This is a genomic window from Mycobacterium sp. 663a-19 (genome assembly GCF_035616495.1).
Lineage (GTDB): Bacteria > Actinomycetota > Actinomycetes > Mycobacteriales > Mycobacteriaceae > Mycobacterium.
Window position 1 is genome coordinate 157,585 of sequence record NZ_JAPJAV010000005.1, and the last position, 25,740, is coordinate 183,324.

The window sequence follows — 25,740 nt, forward strand, 5'->3', positions numbered from 1 at the left end:
TCCGGCTCAATCCAAAGAGCGTCTTGTTAACCATCGCTGACGAGGTCCGCGAGAAAAGTGGGCAACCGGCCGGCGCCAAAGTCGTAGAACCGCGCCCATTGCGGTTCGATGGAGATGCGCACCATCTGCTTGTACGTCGACCGCACGTTGCGTTCGAACTCGGCAAGTTGGGCTTCGTCCATTGATCCTTTGGCTGCCGCGAGATACTCGTCGGTGACGCCGTCGACGGTTTCCAGTGTGGCGAGGCCACGCACCAGTAGGGCCTTCGCTTCTTCTGGCGTGGAACCGGTGTCGATCGTCAATGCGACTTTCGGGCGGGACGAAAGCGCGCGTGCTTTGGGCGACGTCGGTGCTGTGGAGACAACGATGCGTTCGCCGGTCCAGTAGAACCCGACGGGGATTACCCGCGGGAAGCCATCGTGTCCGTTGTAGGCGAGCCGGGCCATGGAGCCGGAGAGCAGCCTCTGTGCGCCGGGCTGGCCAAGCTCCCGAGCCAATTCCGCCGTGGTCATCGTGTTTGTACTCCTATCCGTCCGGCCTGAACACCGGGCGTAAATCGTGTCTCGGGACACCTGTCAACTATGTCCCGGGACATGGCAGCATTCCGTGAGGTCCCCAGGGTGGTCCCCAGCCCTGGCCGTCGCCACTAGCTGTGTACGTAGGTTGACCGCAAAATGAAGTGGCCGACCGTTGCGAGCCGAGATTACCGAAGCAAAGAAGGAGGCGTCGCTGTGGCAGCTAAGACGAAGCGCATCGAGCTTCGCGCGGAGGAAGCGACGTTTGACCGCATCCAGCGCGCCGCCAACGTTGTCCATGAGCAGACGTCGGAATTTGTGCGGAAAGCCGCGATGCAGCGAGCCGAAGACATCCTGCGTCAGGAGTTCGTAACGGCAATGGAACCCGAACAATTCGACAAACTGATGTCCTCGCTCGATGCCGCTGACGACGCGCCGCGTCTCGGAGCAGCCGCACGCAAACCAGCGGTCTTTACAAGACGCTGATTGATGTTCCTTTCGCGCGGCTGTCGGACAACCACGGCGCTGGAGAAGTTCGACGGCGCCGTTGATGACAATGTCTTCGACGACCTCCGACCGATCAGGGTGCAGCAGCGGCCAGGAATCAACGGACCTACACCTTGACCGCCCTTACCGGCCGTTTCGGCTGCACCCAATACACCCTAGGCGTACCGAGGCGGTTTACCGCGGCTTAGACGCCACTGGTCGGCCATTAGGTGCCGGTAGCGGCGCAACCCATCGTCTGCCGGCACAATCCAGGCCGAGAGGTGTTGCCGCGGTTCGGGATGGACGATCACCGGTGACGTGTATGGCACACATCCGACAACACGGCGCGGGCTGCCGTGGAGAGTTGCTGCACCGCTTGCTGCACACACTCCTATAGGTAAGGAATCCGAGGAGTCGCGGACCGCCGGTAAGCGATCTACCTGCGGAAACTTTGGTCGGGCTGACAGGATTTGAACCTGCGACCCCTACACCCCCAGTGTAGTGCGCTACCAAACTGCGCCACAGCCCGTTGTCCGCCGCCTAGAGCATCGGCAGCAGGTCGAAAGCCTACCGCAGACGAGGCTCGACCCAGTCATGGCGTCACGGGACGGTCGAGCGTGAAGACTGGGCTTTCAGTGTGAGCCGATGGCGTTCAGTGTGAGCCCATGGTGCGATCAGATCGAACTGCCCGCCGTGAATGCACGCTCGAATCCCTGGGCTCACAGTCGAATGCGTGAGCGCACACTCAAGTGCTCGAACGCTCAGCGACGCTTGCCGCGCCGCTTTTCGCGCACCCGCACATTGATCCGGACCGGGCTGCCGTCGAACCCGAATGTCTCCCGCAGCCGTCGTTCCAGGAAACGTCGATATCCGGCCTCGAGAAAGCCGGTAGTGAACAGCACGAACGTCGGCGGGCGCGCGGTGGCCTGGGTGGCGAACAGGATGCGCGGCTGCTTCCCGCCCCGCACCGGCGGCGGCGTGGCCGCCACCACTTCCTTGATCCACGTGTTCAGCGGGCCGGTGGCGATCCTGGTGTCCCACGACGCCAGCGCGGCCTCCATCGCCGGCACCAGCTTCTGCACCGCGCGCCCCGTCTTGGCGGAGATGTTGACCCGCTGCGCCCACCGCAGCTGCACCAGTTCGCGGTCGATCTCGCGCTCCAGCAGCTCGCGCCGGTCCTCGTCGACCAGATCCCACTTGTTGAACGCCAGCACCAGCGCCCGCCCGGCCTCGATGACCATGGACAGCACCCGCTGGTCCTGCTCGGTCAGCGGCTCCGACGCGTCGATCAGCACGATGACCACCTCGGCGGCATCGATGGCCGAGTGCGTGCGCACCGAAGCGTAGAACTCGTGCCCGCGGGCCTGGCCCACCTTGCGCCGCAAGCCCGCGGTGTCGACGAACCGCCAGACCTTGCCGCCCAATTCGATGAGCGAGTCCACCGGGTCCACCGTCGTCCCGGCCACCTCGTGCACCACCGAGCGTTGGTCGCCCGCCAGCTTGTTCAGCAGCGAGCTCTTGCCGACGTTGGGCTTGCCGACCAGCGCGACCCGCCGGGGACCGCCAGCCGCCGGCGCCGCCTCGGACACCTCGGGCAGCGCGGCCAGCACCGCGTCGAGCAGATCGGCAACCCCGCGGCCGTGCATCGCGCTGATCGCGTGCGGCTCCCCCAGCCCCAGCGACCACAGGGCCGCCACGTCGGCCTCGGCCTTCTCGCTGTCAACCTTGTTGGCGGCCAAGAACACTGGCTTGCCCGAGCGCAGCAGGATGCGGGCGGCGGCTTCGTCGGCGGCGGTGGCGCCGACGACGGAGTCGACCACCAGGATCACCGCGTCGGCGGTGCGCATCGCCACCGACGCCTGCTCGGCCACCAGCTGCTGCAGGCCCTTGGCGTCGGGCTCCCAACCGCCGGTGTCCTGCACGACAAACCGTCGCCCGGTCCACAGCGCGTCATAGGACACCCGGTCACGGGTCACGCCGGGAACGTCCTGCACCACCGCCTCGCGCCGGCCCAGGATCCGGTTCACCAGCGTCGACTTACCGACGTTCGGCCGGCCCACCACTGCGACCACCGGCGCGGGACCGGCTTCCTCGGTGACGGAATCGACGAATTCCCAATCGCTTTCGTCGGTCCAGGTGCCGTCCTGGGTCACCGCACCGCCCCGTTTCGCTGCTTGACCAGCTCCAGCAGATGGGCGATCACCTGCGCCTCGGTCATGTCGCTGGTGTCGACGATCACCGCATCCGCGGCCGCGCGCAGCGGCGACACCGGCCGGGTGGAATCCAGGTGGTCGCGGCGGCGCACATCGGCCAGCACACCCGCGTAGTCGTCGGTCAGGCCCGCGGCGACGTTCTGGTCGTTGCGCCTACGGGCGCGGGTCTCCGCCGAAGCGGTCAGGAAGATCTTCACCGGCGCGTCGGGCAACACCACGGTCCCGATGTCGCGGCCCTCGACGACGACGTTGCCCGGGCCCGCGGCCATGGCCCGCTGCAACTCGACGAGCCGGGTGCGCACGGCGGGAACCGACGACACCGCCGAGACCGCGGCGGTCACCTCGTCACCGCGGATCTCCGCCGAAACATCCTCTCCGCCAAGGTAACAGGTGAGAGCATCGGGGTCGTAGCTCACCGACATCTGCACGTCGGACGCGATCTCGCCGACGGCCGCGGCGTCCGAGGGATCGACCCCGGCGCGCAGCACCGCCAGCGTCACGATCCGGTACATCGCCCCGGTATCAAGGTAGCGCGCGCCCAGCGCATGCGCCAATCCCCTTGATACCGAGGACTTTCCGGTTCCGGCGGGACCGTCGATGGCGACGACAACATCTGAGCTCACAGGCCCACCGCTTTGTACAGCTGCCCGATCTCGTCGAGCCGCAACGCCCGGATGCTGCCCGGGCGCTGCTTGCCCAGCGACACCGCGCCGATGTCGGTGCGCACCAGCGACTCCACCGGGAAGCCCGCGGCCGCCAGCAGGCGGCGCACGATGCGGTTGCGCCCCTCGTGTAACGTCAACCGCACCAACGTCTTTCCCGGGATCGCGTCCACCACGGCGAAATCGTCGACCCGCGCCATCCCGTCGTCCAGCTCGATACCGGCCCGCAGCCTCTTGCCCAGCCCCCGCGGCACCGTACCGGTCACCGTCGCCAGATACGTCTTGGGCACCTCATGGGAGGGATGCATCAATCGGTGGGCCAGCTCGCCGTCGTTGGTGAGCAGGATCAGCCCCTCGGTGTCGGCGTCGAGCCGCCCGACGTGAAACAGCTTCTTGTTGCCGCGCACCCGGCGCTCGATCAGGTCGCCGATGCAGGGCCGGCCGCGCTCGTCGGACATGGTCGAGTGCATGCCGCGGGGCTTGTTCAGCGCCAGGTAGACCATCGAGTCGTCGACGACCACCCTGGCGCCGTCGACGCGGATCACCGAGGCGTCCGGGTCGACCCGGGTGCCCAGCTCGGTCACCACCCGCCCGTCGACCTCGACGCGGCCGTCGATGATCAGCTTCTCCGCGGCCCGCCGCGACGCGACCCCGGCCTGGGACAACACCTTTTGTAGACGCGTTCCCCGGCGCTCCTCCGGTGCGACCATCAATCCTGGTCCACGTCGAACGACAGCGCCTGCTCGGGTGCCTGACGGCCCGCAAGCTTGATGAAACGTGGCTCGCTGTCCAGTGATTCGCTGAGGTCCTCGATCGTGTCGACGTCAGGCAGCAGCGGCGCGATGTCGGGGAGGTCGGCCAGCGACGTCAACCCGAGGCGTTCCAGGAACAGCTCGGTGGTGGCGAACGTCGTCGCGCCGGTGTCCTCGTCGACGCCCGCCTCGGTGATCAGGCCGCGCGCCAGCAGGGTGCGCATGACGGCGTCGACGTTCACGCCGCGGACCGCGCTCACCCGCGCCCGAGTGACGGGCTGGCGGTAGGCCACCACGGCCAGCGTCTCCAGCGCGGCCCGGGTGAGCTTGGAGCGCGCGCCGTCCAGCAGCAGCTTCTCCACGTAGGGCGCGAACTTCGCCCGGGTGTACATGCGCCAGCCCTCGCTGTTCTGCCGCAGGTCGATGCCGCTGTCGCGCTCGGTGAGGTCGTCGGCCATCTGCTGCAGCTTGGCGGCGATGCGGTAGACGGGCTGCTGGGTGGCCGCGGCCAGCGCCTCGACGCTGACCGGGGTGTCGACGACCAGCAGCAGCGCCTCCAGCACCGAGCCAAGCTCGTCGGCGTCCATCGGCGCCGCCTCGGCGATGTCCGGGATGCCGGCATCGAGGTCGACGTCGGGCAGCTCTTCGGGCAACTCACTACTCAAGCGCCGCTCCTCCTCATCGCTGCGCTCTGCATCGTCGCTGGCGCGGGTCATTCGTCCCGCACTTCTACCAGGGCTTCGCTGGCCGGACGTTCGCCGGTCCATGAAATCTGGAGCACGCCCAGCGGCTCCGACTGGTCGAATGCTACCGCCCGGGACCGATACAGTTCGAGCAGCGCCAGGAAGCGGCCCACGACCTCCATCGGCCCCTGGCAGTCGGCGACCAGCTCGGAAAACGTCGCCCAGTGGCCGGTCCCCCGCGCTTGCAGCATCGTCAGCAACTTCTGCGCCTGCTCGGGCACCGAGACCTGCAGCTCGTGCAGGTGCTCGGTGGCCACCGTCGGCACCGGCCGCGGAGTGAACGCGACCGCGGCGATCTCGGCGAACCGTTGCGCGTCGACGCCGAGCATCACCTCGGGCAGCAGTTCGGTGTAGCGGTCCTCCAGCGACACCGCCCGCGGGTAGCTGCGCAGCGCTGCGGCCTCCAGCTCAGCGAACATCTCCGCGACGTGCTTGAACGCGCGGTATTGCAGCAGCCGGGCGAACAGCAGGTCGCGGACTTCCAGCAGCGCCAGGTCCTCCTCGTCGTCGATCTGCCCGGCCGGCAGCAGCCGGGCCGCCTTGAGATCGAGCAGCGTGGCGGCCACCACCAGGAACGCCGTGGTCTCTTCCAGCTCCAGCTGGGACCCGATCGCTTTCGTGTAGGCGATGAACTCGTCGGTGACCTGGTGCAGCGCCACCTCGGTGACGTCGAGCCGGTGGGCGAAGATCAGCTGCAGCAGCAGATCGAACGGCCCCTCGAAGTTGGTCAGGCGGACCCGGAAACCATCCGAGTAGTCAGCGGGGTGGCCGTTCTGCGTCGGCGCCTCGCCATTGGCGGTGCCGTTCACGCGCCAAATCGGTCGATGAACTCGCGGGCCAGGGCGCGGTAGGCGACGGCGCCCGTGGACTTGGGCGCCCAGGTGGTGATGGGCTCGCCCGCCACGCTGGTTTCCGGGAAGCGCACGGTGCGGGTGATCACGGTGTCGAACACCAGGTCGCCGAAGCGCTCCACGACGCGGGCCATCACCTCGCGCGCGTTGACCGTGCGCGGGTCGTAACGAGTCAGCAGGATGCCGCTGATCTCCAGCTTCGGGTTGAGCCGGTCGCGCACCTTGTCGACGGTGTCGGTGAGCAACGCCAGGCCGCGCAGCGAGAAGAACTCGCACTCGGTGGGGATGACGACGCCGTCCGAGCAGGCCAGCCCGTTGACGGTGAGCAGGCCCAGCGACGGCTGGCAGTCGATCAGCACGTAGTCATAGCGGTCCAGCACCGGATGCAGCGCCCGGCCCAGTGTCTGCTCGCGGCCCACCTCGTTGACAAGCTGGATCTCGGCCGCCGAGAGGTCGATGTTGCTGGGCACCAGGTCCATGTGCTTGATCCGGGTGGACAGCAGCACGTCGTCGATCGACACCCGCGGCTCCACCAGCACGTTGTGAATGGTCTTTTCCAGCTCGTAGTGCGGCACGCCGAGGCCCGCCGACAGCGCGCCCTGCGGGTCCATGTCGACGAGCAGCACCCGCCGGCCGTACTCGGCGAGCGCTGCGCCCAGGTTGATCGTCGACGTGGTTTTCCCGACCCCGCCCTTCTGGTTGCACATCGCGACGACCTTGGCCGGACCGTGCGAGGTGCGCGGCTGCGGCTCCGGGATCGACCGGGGCGGACGCCCGGTCAGACCGATGACGACATCGCTGTCGGTCGGATCGGTCATCGCCGGTCGGGTGGTCGGGAGGTGAACATCGCAGCAGAGTCTATCGGCTTGGCGCGCAGAAGCCGGGCGACCCGCGGGCGAGTTAACCAGCGAATACGGCCGAATGCCGCTGGTGAAGCACACAATAGCGCGCAGCGTTAACACCAGTCACACCAGCACCATTGGCGGGCCCACGCGGCGGCGGCCCCGCCCCGCCCGGCGGTGGCACTATCGTGGGTTTGCATGGACCTCAAGCGACGGATGCCGCTGCTGCGGTGGTCGGTGTGGCGGATGGCCACCGGCACCCGCAACATCGTCACGACCGGCCAGATCGGCGACGGGCGCGAGGCCGCCGCGGTCGAGTACGTCCTGACCAACGCACGGGCCGGCGACCTCGACGACGTGCTGGCCACCCTCGACAGGTTCGCCTACGAGAAGTCGATGCTGATCAACGTCGGCGACGAGAAGGGGCTGCTGCTCGACGCCGCCGTGCGCCGCGCCGATCCCGCGCTGGCGCTGGAGCTGGGCACCTACTGCGGCTACGGGGCGCTGCGGATCGCCAGGGCCGCCCCCAACGCGAGGGTGTATTCCGTCGAACTCGCCGAGGCCAACGCCGTCAACGCCCGCCAGATCTGGCAACACGCCGGCGTCGCCGACCGGGTGACCTGTGTGGTCGGAACCATCGGCGACGGCGGGCCAACCCTGGACGCGCTGGCGAACCAGCACGGGTTTGCTTCCGGCGCACTCGATTTCGTGTTCCTCGACCACGACAAGGACGCCTACCTGGACGACCTGCAGAGCATCCTCGACCGGGGCTGGCTGCATCCCGGGTCGATCGTGGTCGCCGACAACGTCAGGATCCCCGGCGCCCCGAAGTACCGCGAGTACATGCGCCGGCAGCAGGGCAAGCGGTGGAACACCGTCGAGCACAAGACCCACGTCGAGTACCAGACGCTGGTCTCCGACCTGGTGCTGGAATCCGACTACCTGGGCTAGCGAGTCATTGCGCGCGCGGGTGGGCCCCGGCCCACACCTCGCGCAGCGCGTGCACGGTCACCAGCGTGTAGATCTGCGTCGTCGTCACCGACGCATGACCGAGGAGCTCCTGGACCACCCGGACGTCGGCGCCGCCCTCCAGCAGGTGGGTCGCGAACGAATGCCGCAGCATGTGCGGCGACACGCCCGAGGTGATGCCGGCGCGCTCGGCGGCGTCCTGCAAAACCTGCCACGCGCTCTGCCGCGACAGCCGCCCGCCGCGCACGTTGAGGAAGATGGCCGCGGTGCCCCGGCCGCGGCGGGCCAGCTCCGGGCGCCCGCGCACCAGGTAGGCGTCCAGCGCCTGCACGGCGGGGCGGCCCACCGGCACCAGCCGCTGCTTGCCGCCCTTGCCGCGCAGCAACACCGAGCGGGCCTGGGTGTCGATGTCGTCGACGTCGAGGCCGACGGCCTCGGAGATCCGTGATCCGGTGGAGTACAACAGCTCCAGCAGCGCGCGGTTGCGCAGCGTGAGCGGGCCGTCGGCCGGGCTGTCGCCGCCCGCGGCTTCCAGCAGCGCCAGAACCTGGTCGATGGTCAGGCTTTTCGGCAGCCGCCGGCCCGGGGTGGGCGGCCGCACGGCCCGGGCCACGTCGAGCTCGGCCAGGCCTTCGGCGGCGGCGAAGCGATGCAGGCCGCGCACCGCGATCAGCGCCCGCGCCGCCGACACCGCGGACAGCGCCGCGGTTCCGGTATCGGGATCGCCGCGCCGCAGGGCCACCAGGAACTCGCTGACGTCGTCCTCGCCGACCTTGGCCAGGTCGTGAATTCCGCGGTCCGACAGGTGTTTCGAGTAGCGACGCAAATCGCGACGATAGGAGCTCAGCGTGTTGGCCGCCACGCCCCGCTCGATCGTCAGGTGGTCGAGGTAGTCCTGCATCTGGGTTTCCAGCGCCGGCGCGCTCATCGCCGGTCCCTGCGCGCGATGAACGCCGTCGGCTTGTCCTTCCACGGGCTGTCCACCGGACGCGGGTCGGCGACACCGCCGGCCACCGCGTGGGCGGCCAAAATCCCGGCCACCGCAATGGCATTGACGATCTCACCGCCGAGCACCTTGCGCGCGGCGTCCGCGAGGGGAAACCACTGCAGCGTCATGTCGGCCTCTTCGTCGTGCGCCTCGGGCCGGTCTACCTCGGTAAGTCCCGTGGCCAGATAGACGCGCACCGACTCGTCGCTGAATCCGGGCGTGGAATCGAGGTCGACCAGCACCCGCCAGGTGTCGGCCCGCAGGCCCGCCTCCTCCCGCAGTTCCCTGGCCGCCGTCAGATGCGCGGCCTCGCCGCCGACGTCGAGCAGCCCGGCGGGCAGCTCCCACAGCCGCCGGCCGAACGCGTGGCGGTACTGGTACACCAACGGGATGTTGCCGTCGTCGTCCATCGCCACCACGCCGACCGCGCCGAAGTGTTCGACCACATCCCTGATGACCACCTTGCCGCCGGGCATCCTCACCCGATCCCGGCGCAACGCGAAAATCTTTCCGGTATACAGCGTTTCGGATGACGCCGTCTCGAAGACGTGCTCAGCCACGGGTCGCCGGCTCGGGTAACGGCCGCCGCGCGCTGTCGAGATACTGATCGCCGTTGGACGTGTGCTCGGGGATTTCCACCGGCAGCTGCTCGCCCTTCTGGTAATCGATGGCCGCCCCGACGAACGCGACGAACAACGGGTGCGGCCGGGTGGGCCGGCTCTTCAGTTCGGGGTGGGCCTGGGTGCCGACGACGAACGGATGGACGTCCGGCGGGTATTCCACGAACTCCACCAGGTGGCCGTCGGGCGAGGTCCCGGAGAAGCGCAGGCCGCTCTCGGCGATCCGGTCGCGGTAGGCGTTGTTGACCTCGTAGCGGTGCCGGTGCCGCTCGGACACCTCGGTCACCCCATACGCTTGGGCCACAATGGAATCCGGCTGCAACACGGCGGGATAGGCGCCCAGCCGCATGGTGCCGCCGAGGTCGGCCTCGCCGGCGACGGCCTGCTCCTGATCGGCCATCGTCGAGATGACGGGATCCGGTGTGGCCGGCTCGAATTCGGCCGAGTTGGCCTCGGTCAGCCCGACCGCGCGGGCGGCCTCGATCACGATGCATTGCAGCCCGAGGCACAGCCCCAGCACCGGCAGCCCGCGCGACCGGGCGTACCGGATGGCGCCGATCTTGCCCTCGATGCCACGGATGCCGAACCCGCCGGGGATCAGCACGCCGTGCACGTCGCCCAGGGCCGCCGTCGCCCCGGCGGCGCTCTCGCAGTCGTCGGACGCCACCCACACCATCTCGACCTTGGCGTGGTGGGAGAACCCGCCGGCGCGGAGCGCCTCGGTCACCGACAGGTAGGCATCGGAAAGCTCGACGTACTTGCCCACCAACGCAATTCGCACCGTCTCGTGCGGTTCGTGAACCCTGCGCAGCAGGTCGTCCCATTCGGTCCAGTCGACGTCGCGGAACGGCAGGTTGAGGCGGCGCACCACATAGGCGTCGAGTTCCTCGCGGTGCAGCACCTTCGGAATGTCGTAGATCGACTTCGCGTCCGGTGTGGAGATGACGCCGTCGATGTCGACGTCGCACATCAGCCCGATCTTGTTCTTCAGCGCCTCGGGGACATCGCGATCGCAGCGCAGGATCAGCGCATCCGGGGTGATACCGATGCTGCGCAGTGCCGCCACCGAGTGCTGCGTCGGCTTGGTCTTCAGCTCGCCCGACGGGGCGAGGTAGGGCACCAGCGACACGTGCAGGAAGAAGACGTTTTCCCGGCCCAGGTCGTGACGGACCTGGCGGGCCGCCTCCAGGAACGGCTGCGACTCGATATCGCCCACGGTGCCACCGATTTCGGTGATCACGACGTCGGGACGGTTTCCCTCGGCGTCGGGCTGGGCCATCGCCACGATCCGTCGTTTGATCTCGTCGGTGATGTGCGGGATCACCTGCACGGTGTCGCCGAGATACTCGCCTCGCCGCTCCTTGGCGATAACGGTCGAATACACTTGTCCGGTAGTGACATTCGCGGAGCCGGACAGGTCGCGGTCCAGGAATCGCTCGTAATGGCCGACGTCGAGGTCGGTCTCGGCGCCGTCCTCGGTGACGAAGACCTCGCCATGCTGGAACGGGTTCATCGTGCCCGGGTCGACGTTGAGGTACGGGTCGAGCTTTTGCATCGTCACGTACAACCCGCGGGCGGTCAGCAGCTGACCGAGGCTGCTGGCGGTCAAGCCCTTGCCGAGGGAGGAAGCGACCCCACCGCTGACGAAGAGGTGCTTGGTGGCGGATTGCGGGTGCTTACGCACTGGCGACCTCCGTGAAGACGGGCAGGGCTTTGATTTTTCTGGTCTTCGACCAGTTGGGCCTGCCGACCCACGGAAACCCACCCTAACATCCGGCGAGCCCGCGTCGCGGCGAACACGCCCGCCATGCACAACGCCGTTGCGGGGCTTGCTACTGGGGCACGGTGATCGATGTCGCCCCGCGACCGGTGCCGTACTGCCCGACGTGACCGCCGTTGATCAGGTCATGCAGGCCCAGGATCGCGGTGATTCGCCCGGGTGCGGTGTCGACGTCGTCGACGGTGCTGACCGTCGAGGCCATGCCGGCGTCGGCGCGGGTGACGGCGACCGCGGCGCCCCCGGTGGCCGATCCGTCCCGCCCGGCCAGCAGCGTGCCCCCGCCGTGCGGCGCCAGCGCGGCCGAGAACCGGGCGACGCTGACCCCCTGATTGCCGGCGTCCTGGGGCAGCGCGCCGCCGGTGACGACGAGCGCGGCGTTCGCCGCGCCCAGGTGATCGCTGGGCTGATAGGCGATGAAACCGGTGTCGCGCAGCGACGCGAGCACGGTGTCCCGCTGCGCGTCGTCGACCGGTGGAACGGTGGGGTTGGGGTTGACCAGCAGGGCGATGCCCAACAGATCGCCGGCCTGCGAACCCTGGTCGACCAGCTTGGTGCTCAACTGCTGGCCGGCGGGCAGGATCGACGAGTTGACCACCGTGCGGAGCTTCTCCGCGGAGTTGGCGTCGACGAACTCCTGCGTCAGCGACACGGTGCCGGTCACCGTCCCGCCGGCCTGGCCGATGATTTTCGACACCGCAGCGACGTCGTCATCCCTTGCGTCGGGGGTACGGAAGACGACCACCGACCTGCCGCCGAGCGCGTCGTGCACGATCCGGCCGCCCAGTTGGGTGTCGAAATTGTTTGCGGCACTGAGCTTCTCGTTGAGCACGTTCTTCTGGTCGTTGAGCCCGCCGATCTGGTTGTACAGGTCGCGCTTCTCGTCGCGCAGGCTGGACAGCAGGCTGTCCGACAGGAAGCCGGAACCCAGCACGACCCCCACGGCCAACGCCAGGAAGACCGCGGCCAGCGAGAACGCGTGTTGGCGCAACGAGATCATGGGCCCACCGTCCTTGGGAAAACTAGGTCACCCACCTCTGCACGGTCAGCGAGGCGTGGTTCCAGTAGTCGTTGATCCAATGCAGCACCACGCCGTCGGTGCGCGACACCCACAGCGCCACGATCACCGCGATCAACATCGTCAGCGCCAGCAGCGCGATGGCGCCCGCCGAGATGTGACTGCGGTACAGCGTGGCGACGGCCTTGGCATCCACCACCTTCTCCCCCACCCGAAGCCGGGTCAGGAACGTCGACGGGTTGGTGTGCGCGCGCGTGCGATCGAAGAACGTCTCGATGTTGGCGGTGTGGCCCGCCGTCACCAGCAGCGAGGCGCCGTGGTGGTCGGCCAGCAGCAGCGCCAGGTCGACCGCCGAGCCCGCGGCCGGAAAGGTCATCGCCCCGACGCCGAGGTCCTGAATTCGTTCCAGCCCGGGCGCATGTCCGTCGGCGTCGGCGGGCAACACCACCTGGGCGCCGCACTTGAGGGCCTCGGTGCTGATCTGCTCGGGGTCGCCGACGATGATCTGCGGCCGATATCCCGCCTTGCGCAACACATCCGCGCCGGTGCCGACGCCGATGAGCACCGGCTGGTACTCCTTGATGAATGGCTTGAGGGAGCGCAGGTCGTCCTCGGCGCTGGGCTCGTCGCCGACGATCACCACGTGCCGGCGACGCAGGTCGACGTCGATGTCGGGGATCCCGATGCCGTCGATCAACAGCGGGCTTTCGCTCTTGATGAACTCGATTGTGTTGCCCGCGAACGCCTCCAGGTGCGCGGCCAGTCCGCTCTTGGCTTCCCGCATCAGGTCGGCGATGTCGTGGTCGGTGCGCTCGGTGCCGCGGACCAGGCGGCGGTCGCCGACGTACACGCCGCCCTCGTGCAGGCGAATCTTGGCCCCGTCCTTGACCTTCTTGAAGATGTCGGGCCCGGTCTCGTCGATCAGGGTGACCCCGTTGTTGACCAGCACCTCCGGCCCCATGTTGGGATAGCGCCCGGAGACCGACGGCGACGCGTTGACGACGGCCGCGATGTCGGCCTCCACGAGGGCGTCGGCGGTGATGCGATCCAGATCCAGGACGTCGAGCACCACGATGTCGCCGGGGCAGACCCTGCGCAGCAGTCGGTCGATGTTGCGGTCAACCCGCGCGGTGCCGGTAAGGCCCGGTCGGGAGGCGTTACGAGATAGCAGTCCTGACATTCTCATGGGGGCGATTCTGTCGGGGAACCCGGGTGGAGGCGTGGAGGCGCGCCGTAACACCAGCCCCAGAAGTTATCTAGAGTCACATCTGTCACAAGCTGGTCACGGCTTGATCGCCGCGAGGGTGCGCAAATGTACGGAGTTTGCGGCGTGTCGGTGTACCGACACGCACGCTCGCGCATAGAGGGGGGTCAGATGGCGTCTTTTTGTGCGGCCTCGAGCAGTTCGCGGGCGTGGGCGCGGCCGCTGTCGGACTCGCCCAGTCCGGCCAGCATGCGCGCCAGCTCGGCCACCCGATCGTCGCCGGTCACGCGCCGCACCCCGCTGGCGCCCTTCGCGCTGTGCACCACCAGGTGCACGTCGGCGTACGCGGCGACCTGGGGCAGATGCGTCACCACGATCACCTGGTGGGTGCGGGCCAGCCGCGCCAGCCGCCGCCCGATCTGCACCGCGGCCCAGCCGCCGACCCCGGCGTCGACCTCGTCGAACACCATCGTGGTGCCCGCCGCCTGTTTCCGGGAGGTCGCCAGCACCACCTCCAGCGCCAGCATGACGCGGGACAGCTCGCCGCCCGACGCGCTCTTCGCCAGCGGCAGCACCGTCATGCCGCGGTGGGCCGCGAAGCCGAACTCGATCTGGTCGATGCCGTCGCCGCCGGCCCGCACCCGCTCCCCGGAGGGCAGCGCGAGCGCGGCGGGGTCGTCGTCGGCCACGACGTCCGTGGTGACGCCGATGGTGAATTCGGCGTCGTCCATCGCCAGCGCGGACAGCTCCGCGGTCACCTCCTTGGCCAGTCGCTTGGCGGCCTTGCGGCGAAGGTTGCTGAGATCGACTGCGGCTTGGGCCAATTCGCGCACCAGCTCGTCGACCTGGCGTTCCAGCCCGGTGAGCGCCTCCTCGGACACGTCGAGTTGCGCCAGCCGCTGCCGCGATTCGTCCGCCCAGCGCAGCACCCCGTCGATGTCCGCGGCGTACTTGCGGGTCAACGTGCGCAGCTGCGCCTGACGCGCCAGCTTGGACTCCAGCGCGCTGGCATCCACCGGCAGCTGCTCCAGATAGTCGCCGAGTTCGCGTGCCACATCGACGATCACGGGCAGCGCCTCGCCGACCTGCCCGGCCAATCCCTGCAGCGTCGCGTCGTCGGTCGATTCCAGGGCCGACCTGGCCCGCCCCAGGTTGTCGACGGCGCTGGAGCCCAAGCCGTCGGTTTCGTCCGCGGACAACGCCGCGCGCGCCGCCATGGCTGCCTCGCGCAGCGTGTCCAGCTCGGAGAGCCGCAAGATGTCGGCGGCCAGCGCGTCGTCCTCGGCGGGTTGCGGGTCGACGGAATCGATTTCGTTGAGCGCGAATTTCAGCCGATCGGCCTCCTGGGCGAGTTCGCGGGCCCGGTTGCGGCGGTCGACGAGGTCGCGGCGCGCCGACAGCCACGCGTCGCGCAGCTTGCGATAGCGCTCCAGCGCGGGGCCCGACGCCGCGAACCGGTCCAGCGCCCCGCGCTGTTCGTCGGGCCGCATCAGCCGCAGCTGGTCGTTCTGCCCGTGCAGCGTGAGCAGTTCGGTGGTGAAACCGCTCAGCGACTTGGCCGGCACGCTGCGGCCGCCCAGGTACGCGCGCGACGGCCCGTCGCGGCTGACCGAGCGCAGCGCGATCACGCTGCCGTCCTCGTCGCGCTCGGCCCCCGACGCGTCCAGCATCTCGTCCAGCTCGGCGCACGCCGCGTCGTCGAGATCGTCTGTGCTGAAACGCCCTTCGACCACCGCACGCTCGGCCCCGGATCGCACCCGGGTGGCGTCGGCGCGGGCACCGCCGAGCAGGTGCAGCCCGGTCACCACCATGGTCTTGCCGGTGCCGGTCTCACCGGTGAGCACCGTGAGGCCGCGATCGAACTCGGCGGTCGCGACGCCGATGGCGCCCAGCGACTCGATTCGGATTTCGGTCAGCACCGCAGCAGCGCCGTCACTTCCCGCGCCACCCGGTCACCGGCAGCTTGAACTTGCGCACCAGCCGGTCCGTGAACGGCGCGCTGTCCAGGCGTGCCCATTTCACCTGTGTGGCGCAACGGGTCACCTCGAGCCGCCCCCCGGCCGGGACCAGCATTTCGCGGCGGCCGTCGCAGAACACCAGGGCGTCGTTGCCGCCCGCCTCTATCTCGATCGCGATGGTGGCGTCGGGGCTGGTCACCATCGGCCGGCCGAACAGCGCGTGAGCGTTGTTGGGCACCACCAGGATTGCCTCCAGGTCCGGCCACAGCACCGGGCCGCCGGCGGAGAACGCGTAGGCGGTGGACCCGGTGGGCGTCGACACCAGCACCCCGTCGCAGCCGAACGTCGACACCGGCCGTCCCTCGATTTCGACGACCACGCCCAACACGCCCAGTCGCAGGCCCTTTTCCAGGCTGGCCTCGTTGAGCGCCCACCCCCGATCGATGATGCGGCCGCCCTGGCGCACCACGATATCCAGGGTCAGGCGCTCCTCCACCCGGTAGTCCCGGGCGACGACATGATCCAGCACCGTGTCGATGGCCTCGGCCTCGGCCTCGGCCAGAAAGCCGATGCGGCCCAGGTTGACCCCCAGCACCGGAATGCCTGCGGTGCGTGCCAATTCGGCGGCCCGCAGGAAGGTGCCGTCGCCGCCGAGAACCAGCACCAGCTCGCAGCCCTGCGCGGCGTGCGGGTCGGCGTCGACCACCTCGATCTCGACGCCCATCGCTCGCATGTCGTCGGGCGCCAGGTGCAGCGATCCCCGGTCGACCGCCTCGGCGGACAGGACACGAAGCGCAATGTTGTTGTCGCCCAACACTTTCTCTACGCGTCGTGCGGTCTCGGTGGCCTCGTCGCGGCCGGTGTGGACCACCAGCAGGACGGTGCGATCGGCGGTCATTGCGGACCCTCCGCAACCGCGCGCCGAACCGCCTCCACCAGCCCGTCGCCCGACAGCCCCCGATCGGTCTCGGCGCGCAACCACAGGAAGTATTCGACGTTGCCCGACGGCCCCGGCAGCGGGCTGGCCGTCACACCCACGGTGTGCCAGCCGAGCTCGCCGGCGCGCTGTGCGACGGTCAGCACCGAGTCCGCGCGCAGCCCCGGGTCGCGCACCACCCCGCCGGCACCGACCTGTCCCTTCCCCACCTCAAACTGTGGCTTCACCATGGGAACGATATCCGCGCTGGGGCAAGCGCATCCAGCCAGCGCGGGCAACACCGTGGCCAACGAGATAAACGACAGGTCGGCCACCACCAGATCGACGCGCCCGCCGATCGCCTCGGGCGACAGCTCCCGGGCGTTGGTCCGCTCGACGACGACCACCCGCGGGTCGGACCGCAGCGACCAGGCCAGCTGGCCGTACCCGACATCGGCGGCCACCACCCGGGCGGCACCCCGGTCCAGCAGCACTTCGGTGAAGCCGCCCGTCGACGCGCCGGCGTCGAGGCAGCGCCGGCCGGCGACGGGAATCCCGAAGGCGTCCAGCGCGCCGATGAGCTTGTGCGCCCCGCGCGACACCCAGGTGCGCTCGCCGTCGTCGGCGACGGTCAGCGCCGCGGTGACGGCGACGGCGGTGCCGGGCTTGACCGCCGGCATGCCGTCGATGCTGACCTTCCCCGCGCCGATCAACTCCGCGGCCTGCTGGCGGGACCGGGCAAGGCCGCGCCGCACCAGCTCGGCGTCAACGCGGGCCCGTCGAGGCATGCACTCAGCCCTTCTCCGCGGACTCCAGCGCCTGCAGCAGCACGTCGTGCGCCTCGGAGAGGCGGCGGGCGATCTCTTCGAGCTCCTCGAGCGACGGCTGGTGGTCGGGGTTTTCCGGGTCCCCGACCTCGGACAGCTGGGCAACCAGGGCGTCAATCTCAGCGCGAAGCTGATCGGGATCGATACTCATCGCGTACCTACGCTAGACCAGAGACCAGCGCCGCAGGGCGTCGTGTGCCCGGTCGTCGGCGGCCTCGATGGGCGGCGGCCGCCCGTGCGAATCAGGCGCGCTCCACACCGCGCTGGCCACGGCGCGCACGATCGACAGCCCGTCGGAGTCGTCCTCGCCGGAGCCGCTGCCACTGACCGTCACCGTCGCCTCGCCGACCTCGACGCGCCAGCCGGCCTGCGGCCCCACCGCGAGCAGCTTCGCCTCCCGGTGCAACGCGCGCAGGTCGTGGCCGATGTAGGTGGGCCGCCGCGCGGGCTCGGCATACACGGCGTCCCGCGCGGTGTTGACCCCGGTGAGCACCAGCAGGCTGGGCAGTTCGGCGGCGTTGGCCCCCTCGATGTCGGTGTCCAGCCGGTCGCCGATCACCAGCGCCGCCCGGAAGTCGCCGCGCGCCACCGCGTCCCGCATCAGCGCCGGCGCCGGTTTGCCCGCCACCTTGGGTTCGGCGCCGGTGGCCGTCCGCAGTGCGGCGACGAAGGACCCGTTGCCGGGCAGCAGGCCCCGCTCGGTGGGCAGCGTGGGGTCGATGTTGGCCGCCACCCAGAGCGCGCCGGCCCGGATGGCCAGCGCGGCCTCGGCCAGGTCCGGCCAGCCGATGGTGGTGGACAGGCCCTGCACGACCGCGACCGGGCCGTCGTCGTAGCGGCGCACCGGCTGCAGGCCGACCGCGGCGACCTCGTCGGCCAGGGCCTCGGTGCCCACGATCAGCACCGGCGAATCCGGGGGCAGCTCGCCGGCGAGCAGGTGGGCGGCGCTCTGGGCGCTGGTGACGACGTCGGCGGCGGTGACGGCGAAGCCGAGGTCGCGCAGGTGCGCCGCGACCTCGTCGGGGCTGCGCGAGGCGTTGTTGGTGACGTAGAGCTTGCGGCTGTGCACCTCGTCCAGCGACTGCACGGCGCCGTCGGTGGGCGCGGCGCCGCGAAACACCGTGCCGTCAAGGTCGATCAGCAGGCAATCATGTTGTTGCGCAAGGCTTTTCATTTCAGACCAGTTCAGCCCAGCTCGCTGACGCGGTCCTCGGCGTCGGTGACGCCGTCGACATCCGCGGCCGCCGAACGCAGGAACCACTGCAGGGCCTCGTCGGCACGGCCCAGCGCCAGCAGCGTGTCGGCGTAGGCGTAGAACAACCGGGCGGCTGTCGAGCCGGTGCGGCTCGGGTCGAGCTGCGGCGTGGACAGGACGGTCAGCGCCTGCTCCAGCTGCCCCAGGTCCGCGCGGGCGCCGGCCGCGACGATGCGCAGCTCGTCGGCGTCGTCGCCGCTGAGCTGGGCCGCCTCCGGCCCGCGGGCCAGCTCGATCGCCCGCTCCGGGCGGCCGAGGCCGCGTTCGCAGTCGGCGATCAGCGCCAGCAGCGAGGACTTGCTGCCCATCCGCCGGGCGGCGCGCAATTCGGCGAGCGCCTGGCCCCAGTCCCCGCAGTGGTAGGCGGCGATTCCGACGGCTTCGCGGATGGCGGCGATCCTGCTGGACCGCGACCGCGCGGCGCGAGCGTGGCGCAGGGCGGCCTCGGGGTCCTCGTCGAGCAGTTCGCCGGCGGCGACCAGATGGCGCGCCACCGCGTCGGCGGTGGCGCGGTCCAGGGTGCTCAGCTCGCCCCGGACTTCGGGTGCGAGTTGCCGGGCGTCGACGCCCGGCGGTAGCGGCGGCCCGTCCTCGGGCGCGCGGTCCCCGTCGCTCTGGGGTTGGGCCGGGCGCGCCCGCCCCGGTCCCGACCAGCGGGATGCCGAGCGCGGCCGTCGCTGCCCGTCGTGCCTGTCGTCGACCACCTGCAAAGAATACGGGCGGGCGCGCCACGGACGAACTAGGCCTGCAGCCGTCCACTCAGCAACGGCGCCAGCACCGACGGACAGTATGTCGCGATGGCCACGATGGTGAATACGCCCGCGGTTTTCTCGGACGTTCCTCTCCTGGCGGCCATTTCGGAGACGACGGAGTCGAAGGACTCGCCCGGCTGGAACAGCATCGGGCACACCGAATGTCCCAGCGCCGTCGTGCTGTCCGGCTGCGAAACCGGAACGCCGGCGTTGGTGAGGGCCCGCAGGAACGCGTCGCCCATCAGGTCGGCGTGGACGGGTGCGGCCAGCGCGGCGGTCAGGCCGGCCACGCCCGCACCCATCCCGACCACCCGCAGGGCCCGCGTCGCGCCATTCACCGTGACCACAGTGGTCGCCGACGGTCACGTCCGGAGCACGGCGCGATAAAGGTTTGGCCGCTAGCCCGCCGACTCGGACGGGTTGCGCTCGAGCATGGCGCCCCAGCGTTGGCGGGCGATGCGCACGGCGCGCGGATCGCAGTCGTCGGTGCGCTGGTTCTGGGCCATCGCGACGAGGGCGTCGGCCAGGCTCACCAGGCCGACGCCGTGCCGCTTGGCGGTGTGCGCCAGTTCGAAGAACGCGTCGTTGAAGCCGTAGCGCCGCAACGCGATCAGCACACCCTCGGCGCTGTCGAGGATGCGTTCGGCGCTGCGACGCTCGTGCTGCGCTTCACTGTGCATCGCTCCTCCAAGCCAAGTCCGAACCGCCGGGCCCCGCGACACCTGACGCTCAGGCGCTCAGGGCGTGCTGCTGCTTGCCCGGCAGGATCTCGATCTTGCGCGGCTTGGCCGCTTCGGCCACCGGGATCGTCAGCCGCAGCACCCCATCGGTGTAGTCGGCGCTGATCTTGTCTGTGTCCAGGGTGTTGTCCAGGAACATCTGCCGGCTGAACACGCCGTGCGGGCGCTCCTGGGCCACCCAGTCGCGGTCGTCGCCGCTGTCCGGTCGCTCGGCGCGCACGGTGAGCAGGTCGTGCTCGACGTTGACGTCCAGCGAGTCCGCCTTGATGCCCGGGAGGTCGAACTCCACGACGAACTTGTCACCGTCGCGCCAGGCGTCCATCGGGATCAGCGCGGGCCGGGCGGCGGTGCCCCACGGGACCGCGCCCCACAACCGCTGGGTGAGCCGGTCGAAGTCGCGAAGGACCGGGTCGAAGGTCAGCATGTTCACCACCTCCTCGTGGATTCATGGATCTATGTTTGCTGCCATATAAAACCTAACTCAGCAACAGTATATTTCGGTTCTTCCGACGTGGGTAACTCCCTAGCCAGGAGGTGAGCCAAAGGGATGCAGCCCCAATCGTGTGTCTTGCTGAAGTACGGCGAATTGACGCTCAAGCGCGGCAACCGCCGGCGGTTCCGCGTCGCCACCCACGCGGCCCTCGACCGGCTACTGCCGGTCGAGGCCCGGGCCGGGGTCGACACCCTGGTCGAGGATGCGCTCGAGCGCGTGCAGCAGTTCGATCTGGGGCCCGCGGCCGACCTTTACCCCACCCGTTGAATGCCCGCGACGTTGCGCTTGCCGCGGCGCAGCACCAGCCAGCGGCCGTGCAGGAAGTCCGAGCTCTGGGGGACCCATTCGTCGCTGTCGATGCGGACGTTGTTGACCGACACGCCGCCCTCGCTGATGGTGCGCCGGGCCGCGCCCCTGCTGGCCGACAGGCCGGTGGCCACCAAGAGGTCGACGATGCCGTCCGGGCCGCCGGGTTTGAGCTCGGCGACCGGGGTCTCGCGCAGCGCCGAGGCCAGCGTCGCCTCGTCGAGCCGGTCCAGCTCGCCCTGCCCGAACAGCGCCCGGCTGGCGTGCTCGACGGCGGCGGTGGCCGCCTCGCCGTGCACCAGGACGGTGAGCTCGGTCGCGAGCCGGCGCTGCGCGGCGCGTTGTTGGGGGCGCTCGGCCGTGGCCCGCTCGAGCTCGGCCAGCTCGTCGGCCGACAGGAAGGTGAACCAGCGCAGGTAGCGGATGACGTCGGCGTCGGCGGTGTTGATGAAGTACTGGTACCAGGCGTACGGGCTGGTCATCTGCGGGTCCAGCCACAGGCTGCCGCCGCCCGTGGACTTGCCGAACTTGGTGCCGTCGGCCGCGGTTACCAGCGGGACGGTGAGCGCATGCACTGTGGCACCGAGCTTTTGGCGGACCAGGCGGACCCCGGCGATGATGTTGCCCCACTGGTCCGAGCCGCCGATCTGCAGCGTGCAGCCGTGCCGCCGGTGCAATTCGACGTAGTCGTTGGCCTGCAGCAGCATGTAGCTGAACTCGGTGTAGGAGATGCCCTCCCCCTCCAGCCGACGCCGGATGGTGTCGCGATCCAGCATCACGTTGACCGAGAAGTGCTTGCCGACGTCGCGCAGGAACTCGATCACCGACATCCCGCGCGTCCACTCCAGGTTGTTCTCGACGATCGCGCCCGTCGGTGACGTGTCGAAGTCGACGAACCGTTCCAGCTGCCCGCGGATCCGCTCGGTCCAGTCCGCGACGGTCCCCGCCTCGTTGAGGGCGCGTTCACCGGCGTCGCGCGGGTCGCCGATCATGCCGGTGGCGCCGCCCGCGAGCACGATGGGGCGGTGCCCGGCGCGCTGGAAGCGCCGCAACGCCAGCAGCGGCACCAGGTGCCCGGCGTGCAGGCTCGGCGCGGTGGGATCGAAACCGGCGTACACCGTCATCGGCCCGCGCCGCGCCTCGGCGGCCAGCGCGTCGATGTCGGTGGACTGTGCGATGAGCCCGCGCCAGCCGAGCTCGTCGAGGATCATGGTGTAAGAGTCTCCCAGGACGAATGGACTCAGTCGCTGGCACCCGGCGCCGGTGCGCGGGGACTGCGTCGGTAGGCGGAGACTTCCGGCCGGTCGGCGAGCCACAGTCGCCACGGCCGGTCGGCGGCCTGGCTGATCCCGACGCGCGGGCCGGTCGCCGCGGCGGGCGCCTCGCCCAGTTCCAGCCGCACCGGGCTCTTCGCGTCGAAGACGTCGATCCCGTTGTCCGCCATGGTGATTCCCAACGCCGAGCACAGGTTCCCCGGGCCGCGCGCCAGCTCGCTGTGGCGGACCGCGCCGCGCCGGGCCCGGGCCACGTCGAGCCCGTCCTCGATGGCGGCGGCCCGCAGCAACACCGCGGCCGCCGTGCCGTCGGGACCGCACGACACGTTGGCGCAGACGTGGATCCCGTGGCTGCGGTACGTGTACAGGTGCCCCGGGGGCCCGAACATCACGGCGTTGCGGCCGTTGACGCCGCGGTACGAGTGGGCCGCGGCGTCCGGCCAGGGACCATCGGGAACCCCGCCGTAGGCCTCGACCTCGACGACGACGGCGCGCACCCCGCGGCTGGTTATGGTCGCGCCGAGCAACCGATGCGCGGCCTCGACCGGGTCGCCTGACAGCTGGTCCGCAGCCGCGCGTTGGCCGGATCGCACCCAACGAACCTACCGGCACCGCGGGCATGGCAGTATCCCGGTTGCCGCGTGGCGAAGGAGCCCAAAACATGCATGCGATCGACCCTGCCGCGACTGCGTGGCTACTGGCCAGCACCGCGTTGGTTCTGTTGATGACCCCGGGCCTGGCGATCTTCTACGGCGGCATGGTCCGCACCACCGGGGTGCTCAACATGATGATGATGAGCTTCATCTCCATCCCGCTGGTCACGGTGGCCTGGCTGCTGGTCGGCTACACCCTCGCGTTCTCCCAGGACGGGGCGGGCGGGCTCGTCGGCAACCTCAGGCACATCGGGATGCTCGGCATCACCCCCGATACCGCCCACGGCACCGTGCCCGAACTGCTCTACGCCACATTCCAGTTGACGTTCGCGATCATCACCGCCGCGCTGGTCAGCGGCGCGATCGCCGACCGCGCCAAGTTCGCGGCCTGGATCGTGTTCGTCCCGGCGTGGGCGATCGTCGTGTATTCCGTTGTCGCACACTGGGTGTGGGGACCCGGTGGCTGGCTGGCCAAGCTGGGCGTGCTCGACTACGCGGGCGGCCTCGTCGTCGAGATCGTCTCGGGCTGTTCGGCGCTGGCCCTGGCGCTGGTGCTCGGGCCCCGCATCGGCTTCAAGAAGGACGCCATGCGGCCGCACAACCTGCCGCTGCTGTTCGTCGGCGTCGGGCTGCTGTGGTTCGGCTGGTTCGGGTTCAACGCCGGTTCGGCCATGGCCGCCAATGGAACCGCCGCGGCCATCTTCCTCAACACGCTGGTCGCCGGCTGCCTGGGCATGCTGGGCTGGCTCTCGGTCGAGCAGATCCGCGACGGCAGGCCGACGACGTTCGGCGCGGCGTCCGGTGTGGTCGCCGGCCTCGTCGCCATCACCCCGTCGTGCGGAACGGTCAACACGCTCGGCGCGGCGGTCGTCGGCGTCGCCGCGGGGGTCGTGTGCTCGTTCGCGGTGGGCGCGAAATTCCGCTTCAACTATGACGATTCGCTCGACGTGGTCGGGGTGCACTTCGTCGGCGGCGTCGTCGGCGTTTCGTTGATCGGGCTGCTCGCGACGGCGGTCATGACGTCGGGCCCGCGGGGCCTGTTCTACGGCGGCGGCTTCACCCAGCTGGGCAAGCAGGCGCTGGCGATCGTCGTCGTCGCGTTGTATGCGTTCGCCGCGTCGTTCATCCTCGCGAAGCTGATCGACCGGGTGGTGGGCTTCCGGGTCAGCGTCGAGGACGAGACCACCGGCGTCGACCTCACCCAGCACGCCGAAACCGCCTACGCCGAGGGCGTGCACGGGCACCTGCCGCAGCGTCGCCCGGGCGCCGGGAGCTGATCAACCGCGAGACTGCGTCTGCCGACGCATCTCGCGAGTGCGGCCGTCGGTAGTTGCAGTTTCGCGGCGGGCAAACCGACCCCTTGACAATCCCGCCGCACCGGCGAAGTATTCATCACATGATGATTTCATCGCGCGATGAATTTCCGCCGGGTGGTGGCGAGCCGGCCATCGACATCGACAACCTGCGGGTGATCCGCGGGAAACGCCCGGCCCTGCATGGTTTCTCGGTGCGGATCGCGCGCGGCAGCATCACCGGGCTGCTCGGCCCGTCCGGCTGCGGCAAGACGACGCTGATGCGTTGCATCGTCGGCACCCAGATCGTGACGTCGGGAAGCGTGACCGTGCTGGGCCATCCCGCCGGCGCCGCGACGCTGCGCCGCCGAGTCGGATACATGCCGCAGGACCCGACGCTCTACAACGACCTGCGCATCATCGACAACGTGCGCTACCTGGCCTCGCTGTACGGCTTCGACGGCAGCGCCGCCGACACCGCGATCGACCGGGTGGGGCTGACCGATCACCGCACCGCCTATTGCGGCAACCTCTCCGGCGGTCAGCGCACCAGGGCGTCGCTGGCGTGCGCGCTGGTCTGCCAACCCGAGTTGCTCGTGCTCGACGAGCCCACCGTGGGCCTGGATCCCGTTCTGCGGGTGGATCTTTGGGAGCAGTTCGTCGACCTGGCCCGCAGCGGCACCACGCTGCTGGTTTCCAGCCACGTGATGGACGAGGCCGACCACTGCGGCGACCTGTTGCTGATGCGCGAGGGTCACCTCGTCGCGCACACCACCCCGACCCGACTACGAGAGGACACCGGATGCACGTCACTGGAGGACGCGTTTCTGTCCATCATCAGGCACAGCACCACGCAGAACACCGCTCCAAAGGCCGGATAGGGCTCAAGGCGTACGTCGCCACGACGACGCGCATCCTGCGCCAGCTGGCCGCCGATCGCCGCAGCGTCGCGCTGATCCTGGTGGTGCCGGTCCTGGTCATCACGCTGATGTACTTCATGTTCGAAAATGCCCCGCACCGGCCGGGCACCCCGACGCCGTTCAACAATGCCTGCCTGATCCTGCTGGGCCTTTTCCCGCTTTTCGTGATGTTCATCATCACGTCGATAACCATGCAGCGCGAACGGGCGTCGGGAACGCTGGAGCGCATCCTGACCACGCCGCTGCGCCGGCTCGACCTGCTGATCGCCTATGGCACCGCCTTCTCGATCGCCGCGGCGGTGCAGGCCGTCGTAGCGTGCGCGGTGTCGTTCTGGTTGCTGGGCTTCGACACCGCCGGCAGCCCGGTCTGGGTGTTCGTGATCGCGATCGTCAACGCGGTGCTGGGCGTCGGCCTGGGCCTGCTGTGTAGTGCGTTCGCCCGCACCGAGTTTCAGGCGGTTCAATTCATACCGCTCGTCATGGTGCCGCAGCTTCTACTGGCCGGCATCATCGTGCCGCGGGCCTTGATGGCGCACTGGCTGCAGTGGATCAGCAACGTGCTGCCCGCCAGCTACGCGCTGGAGGCCTTGCAGCAGGTGGGCGCGCACCCGGAATTGACCGGCACAGCGGTGCGCGACATCATCGTCGTCATGGGTTTCGCGCTCGCATCGCTGTGCCTGGCGGCGGTGACCCTGCGGCGGCGGACCCCCTAGC

General features: G+C 69.6%; 29 protein-coding genes and 1 tRNA gene. 6 read left to right on the forward strand and 24 right to left on the reverse strand.

Going from position 1 to position 25,740, the window contains the following annotated elements:
• Positions 1-26 precede the first annotated feature (26 nt).
• Positions 27-512, reverse strand: coding sequence for a pyridoxamine 5'-phosphate oxidase family protein (locus OQ968_RS11110; protein ID WP_324677643.1), 486 nt, complete (start codon positions 510-512; stop codon positions 27-29).
• A 219-nt stretch (positions 513-731) separates the two neighbouring features.
• Here OQ968_RS11110 and OQ968_RS11115 point away from each other — a divergent pair, with 219 nt between their 5' ends.
• Positions 732-1,001 (forward strand): DUF1778 domain-containing protein, encoded by a 270-nt coding sequence (locus OQ968_RS11115; RefSeq protein WP_324677645.1) that lies wholly within the window; start codon positions 732-734, stop codon positions 999-1,001.
• A 452-nt stretch (positions 1,002-1,453) separates the two neighbouring features.
• Here OQ968_RS11115 and OQ968_RS11120 read toward each other — a convergent pair.
• The 7 genes from OQ968_RS11120 to OQ968_RS11150 all read right to left on the reverse strand — a co-directional run bounded on the left by OQ968_RS11120 (position 1,454) and on the right by OQ968_RS11150 (position 7,040).
• Positions 1,454-1,530, reverse strand: a tRNA-Pro gene (locus OQ968_RS11120).
• A 232-nt stretch (positions 1,531-1,762) separates the two neighbouring features.
• Complete coding sequence (gene der / locus OQ968_RS11125; protein WP_324677647.1) at positions 1,763-3,154, reverse strand: ribosome biogenesis GTPase Der; 1,392 nt, start codon at positions 3,152-3,154, stop codon at positions 1,763-1,765.
• Positions 3,151-3,837 (reverse strand): (d)CMP kinase, encoded by a 687-nt coding sequence (gene cmk / locus OQ968_RS11130; protein ID WP_324677649.1) that lies wholly within the window; start codon positions 3,835-3,837, stop codon positions 3,151-3,153. Before cmk ends, der begins: the two co-directional genes overlap by 4 nt.
• Complete coding sequence (locus OQ968_RS11135) at positions 3,834-4,589, reverse strand: pseudouridine synthase (protein ID WP_420715888.1); 756 nt, start codon at positions 4,587-4,589, stop codon at positions 3,834-3,836. The genes cmk and OQ968_RS11135 overlap by 4 nt, the downstream gene beginning before the upstream one ends.
• On the reverse strand, positions 4,586-5,281 hold the full coding sequence (gene scpB, locus OQ968_RS11140) for an SMC-Scp complex subunit ScpB (protein ID WP_324678000.1): 696 nt from the start codon (positions 5,279-5,281) through the stop codon (positions 4,586-4,588). The genes OQ968_RS11135 and scpB overlap by 4 nt, the downstream gene beginning before the upstream one ends.
• 59 nt (positions 5,282-5,340) lie before the next feature.
• On the reverse strand, positions 5,341-6,180 hold the full coding sequence (locus OQ968_RS11145; RefSeq protein ID WP_324677653.1) for a segregation/condensation protein A: 840 nt from the start codon (positions 6,178-6,180) through the stop codon (positions 5,341-5,343).
• The gene (locus OQ968_RS11150; RefSeq protein WP_324677655.1) at positions 6,177-7,040 is read right to left on the reverse strand and encodes a ParA family protein; all 864 of its coding nucleotides are present in this window, start codon (positions 7,038-7,040) and stop codon (positions 6,177-6,179) included. The genes OQ968_RS11145 and OQ968_RS11150 overlap by 4 nt, the downstream gene beginning before the upstream one ends.
• A 222-nt stretch (positions 7,041-7,262) precedes the next feature.
• Here OQ968_RS11150 and OQ968_RS11155 point away from each other — a divergent pair, with 222 nt between their 5' ends.
• Positions 7,263-8,015 (forward strand): O-methyltransferase, encoded by a 753-nt coding sequence (locus OQ968_RS11155; RefSeq protein WP_324677657.1) that lies wholly within the window; start codon positions 7,263-7,265, stop codon positions 8,013-8,015.
• Between the two features lie 4 nt (positions 8,016-8,019).
• Here OQ968_RS11155 and xerD read toward each other — a convergent pair whose 3' ends face one another.
• The 14 genes from xerD to OQ968_RS11225 form a co-directional block, all read right to left on the reverse strand.
• Positions 8,020-8,961, reverse strand: coding sequence for a site-specific tyrosine recombinase XerD (gene xerD / locus OQ968_RS11160; protein WP_324677659.1), 942 nt, complete (start codon positions 8,959-8,961; stop codon positions 8,020-8,022).
• Positions 8,958-9,581, reverse strand: coding sequence for an NUDIX hydrolase (locus OQ968_RS11165; protein ID WP_324677661.1), 624 nt, complete (start codon positions 9,579-9,581; stop codon positions 8,958-8,960). Before OQ968_RS11165 ends, xerD begins: the two co-directional genes overlap by 4 nt.
• Positions 9,574-11,325, reverse strand: coding sequence for a CTP synthase (locus OQ968_RS11170; RefSeq protein WP_324677663.1), 1,752 nt, complete (start codon positions 11,323-11,325; stop codon positions 9,574-9,576). Before OQ968_RS11170 ends, OQ968_RS11165 begins: the two co-directional genes overlap by 8 nt.
• A gap of 148 nt (positions 11,326-11,473) precedes the next feature.
• On the reverse strand, positions 11,474-12,418 hold the full coding sequence (locus OQ968_RS11175) for a copper transporter (protein WP_324677665.1): 945 nt from the start codon (positions 12,416-12,418) through the stop codon (positions 11,474-11,476).
• A 22-nt stretch (positions 12,419-12,440) separates the two neighbouring features.
• Positions 12,441-13,622: a putative cytokinetic ring protein SteA gene (gene steA / locus OQ968_RS11180; RefSeq protein ID WP_324677667.1), complete on the reverse strand. Its 1,182-nt coding sequence runs from the start codon at positions 13,620-13,622 to the stop codon at positions 12,441-12,443.
• A 185-nt stretch (positions 13,623-13,807) separates the two neighbouring features.
• Positions 13,808-15,559, reverse strand: coding sequence for a DNA repair protein RecN (gene recN / locus OQ968_RS11185; RefSeq protein ID WP_324677669.1), 1,752 nt, complete (start codon positions 15,557-15,559; stop codon positions 13,808-13,810).
• A 13-nt stretch (positions 15,560-15,572) separates the two neighbouring features.
• Positions 15,573-16,496, reverse strand: a complete 924-nt coding sequence (locus tag OQ968_RS11190; protein ID WP_324677671.1) for an NAD kinase — start codon at positions 16,494-16,496, stop codon at positions 15,573-15,575.
• On the reverse strand, positions 16,493-17,302 hold the full coding sequence (locus OQ968_RS11195) for a TlyA family RNA methyltransferase (protein WP_324677673.1): 810 nt from the start codon (positions 17,300-17,302) through the stop codon (positions 16,493-16,495). The genes OQ968_RS11190 and OQ968_RS11195 overlap by 4 nt, the downstream gene beginning before the upstream one ends.
• Before the next feature lie 4 nt (positions 17,303-17,306).
• Complete coding sequence (locus OQ968_RS11200) at positions 17,307-17,492, reverse strand: hypothetical protein (protein ID WP_324677674.1); 186 nt, start codon at positions 17,490-17,492, stop codon at positions 17,307-17,309.
• 12 nt (positions 17,493-17,504) lie between these two features.
• Positions 17,505-18,515, reverse strand: coding sequence for an HAD-IIA family hydrolase (locus OQ968_RS11205; protein WP_324677676.1), 1,011 nt, complete (start codon positions 18,513-18,515; stop codon positions 17,505-17,507).
• An 11-nt stretch (positions 18,516-18,526) separates the two neighbouring features.
• The gene (locus OQ968_RS11210; protein ID WP_324677678.1) at positions 18,527-19,300 is read right to left on the reverse strand and encodes a tetratricopeptide repeat protein; all 774 of its coding nucleotides are present in this window, start codon (positions 19,298-19,300) and stop codon (positions 18,527-18,529) included.
• A 35-nt stretch (positions 19,301-19,335) separates the two neighbouring features.
• A complete protein-coding gene (locus OQ968_RS11215; protein WP_324678002.1) occupies positions 19,336-19,650 on the reverse strand; it encodes a DUF732 domain-containing protein in 315 nt (104 codons plus the stop codon).
• Between the two features lie 96 nt (positions 19,651-19,746).
• Positions 19,747-20,028, reverse strand: a complete 282-nt coding sequence (locus tag OQ968_RS11220) for a hypothetical protein (protein ID WP_324677680.1) — start codon at positions 20,026-20,028, stop codon at positions 19,747-19,749.
• Between the two features lie 49 nt (positions 20,029-20,077).
• The gene (locus tag OQ968_RS11225) at positions 20,078-20,521 is read right to left on the reverse strand and encodes an HSP20 family small heat-shock protein (protein ID WP_324677682.1); all 444 of its coding nucleotides are present in this window, start codon (positions 20,519-20,521) and stop codon (positions 20,078-20,080) included.
• 114 nt (positions 20,522-20,635) lie between these two features.
• Here OQ968_RS11225 and OQ968_RS11230 point away from each other — a divergent pair, with 114 nt between their 5' ends.
• Positions 20,636-20,848, forward strand: coding sequence for a hypothetical protein (locus tag OQ968_RS11230; RefSeq protein WP_324677684.1), 213 nt, complete (start codon positions 20,636-20,638; stop codon positions 20,846-20,848).
• Here OQ968_RS11230 and tyrS read toward each other — a convergent pair.
• Together tyrS and OQ968_RS11240 are read right to left on the reverse strand one after the other, a co-directional pair.
• Complete coding sequence (tyrS, locus tag OQ968_RS11235) at positions 20,833-22,098, reverse strand: tyrosine--tRNA ligase (protein WP_324677686.1); 1,266 nt, start codon at positions 22,096-22,098, stop codon at positions 20,833-20,835. The genes OQ968_RS11230 and tyrS overlap by 16 nt on opposite strands.
• 29 nt (positions 22,099-22,127) lie before the next feature.
• Positions 22,128-22,754 (reverse strand): DNA-3-methyladenine glycosylase, encoded by a 627-nt coding sequence (locus OQ968_RS11240; RefSeq protein ID WP_324677688.1) that lies wholly within the window; start codon positions 22,752-22,754, stop codon positions 22,128-22,130.
• 68 nt (positions 22,755-22,822) lie between these two features.
• Here OQ968_RS11240 and OQ968_RS11245 point away from each other — a divergent pair, with 68 nt between their 5' ends.
• The 3 genes from OQ968_RS11245 to OQ968_RS11255 all read left to right on the forward strand — a co-directional run bounded on the left by OQ968_RS11245 (position 22,823) and on the right by OQ968_RS11255 (position 25,739).
• Positions 22,823-24,091 (forward strand): ammonium transporter, encoded by a 1,269-nt coding sequence (locus OQ968_RS11245; RefSeq protein ID WP_324677690.1) that lies wholly within the window; start codon positions 22,823-22,825, stop codon positions 24,089-24,091.
• 119 nt (positions 24,092-24,210) lie between these two features.
• Positions 24,211-24,987, forward strand: a complete 777-nt coding sequence (locus OQ968_RS11250) for an ABC transporter ATP-binding protein (RefSeq protein ID WP_324677692.1) — start codon at positions 24,211-24,213, stop codon at positions 24,985-24,987.
• Positions 24,909-25,739, forward strand: coding sequence for an ABC transporter permease (locus tag OQ968_RS11255; protein ID WP_324677694.1), 831 nt, complete (start codon positions 24,909-24,911; stop codon positions 25,737-25,739). The genes OQ968_RS11250 and OQ968_RS11255 overlap by 79 nt, the downstream gene beginning before the upstream one ends.
• Position 25,740: the final 1 nt, after the last annotated feature.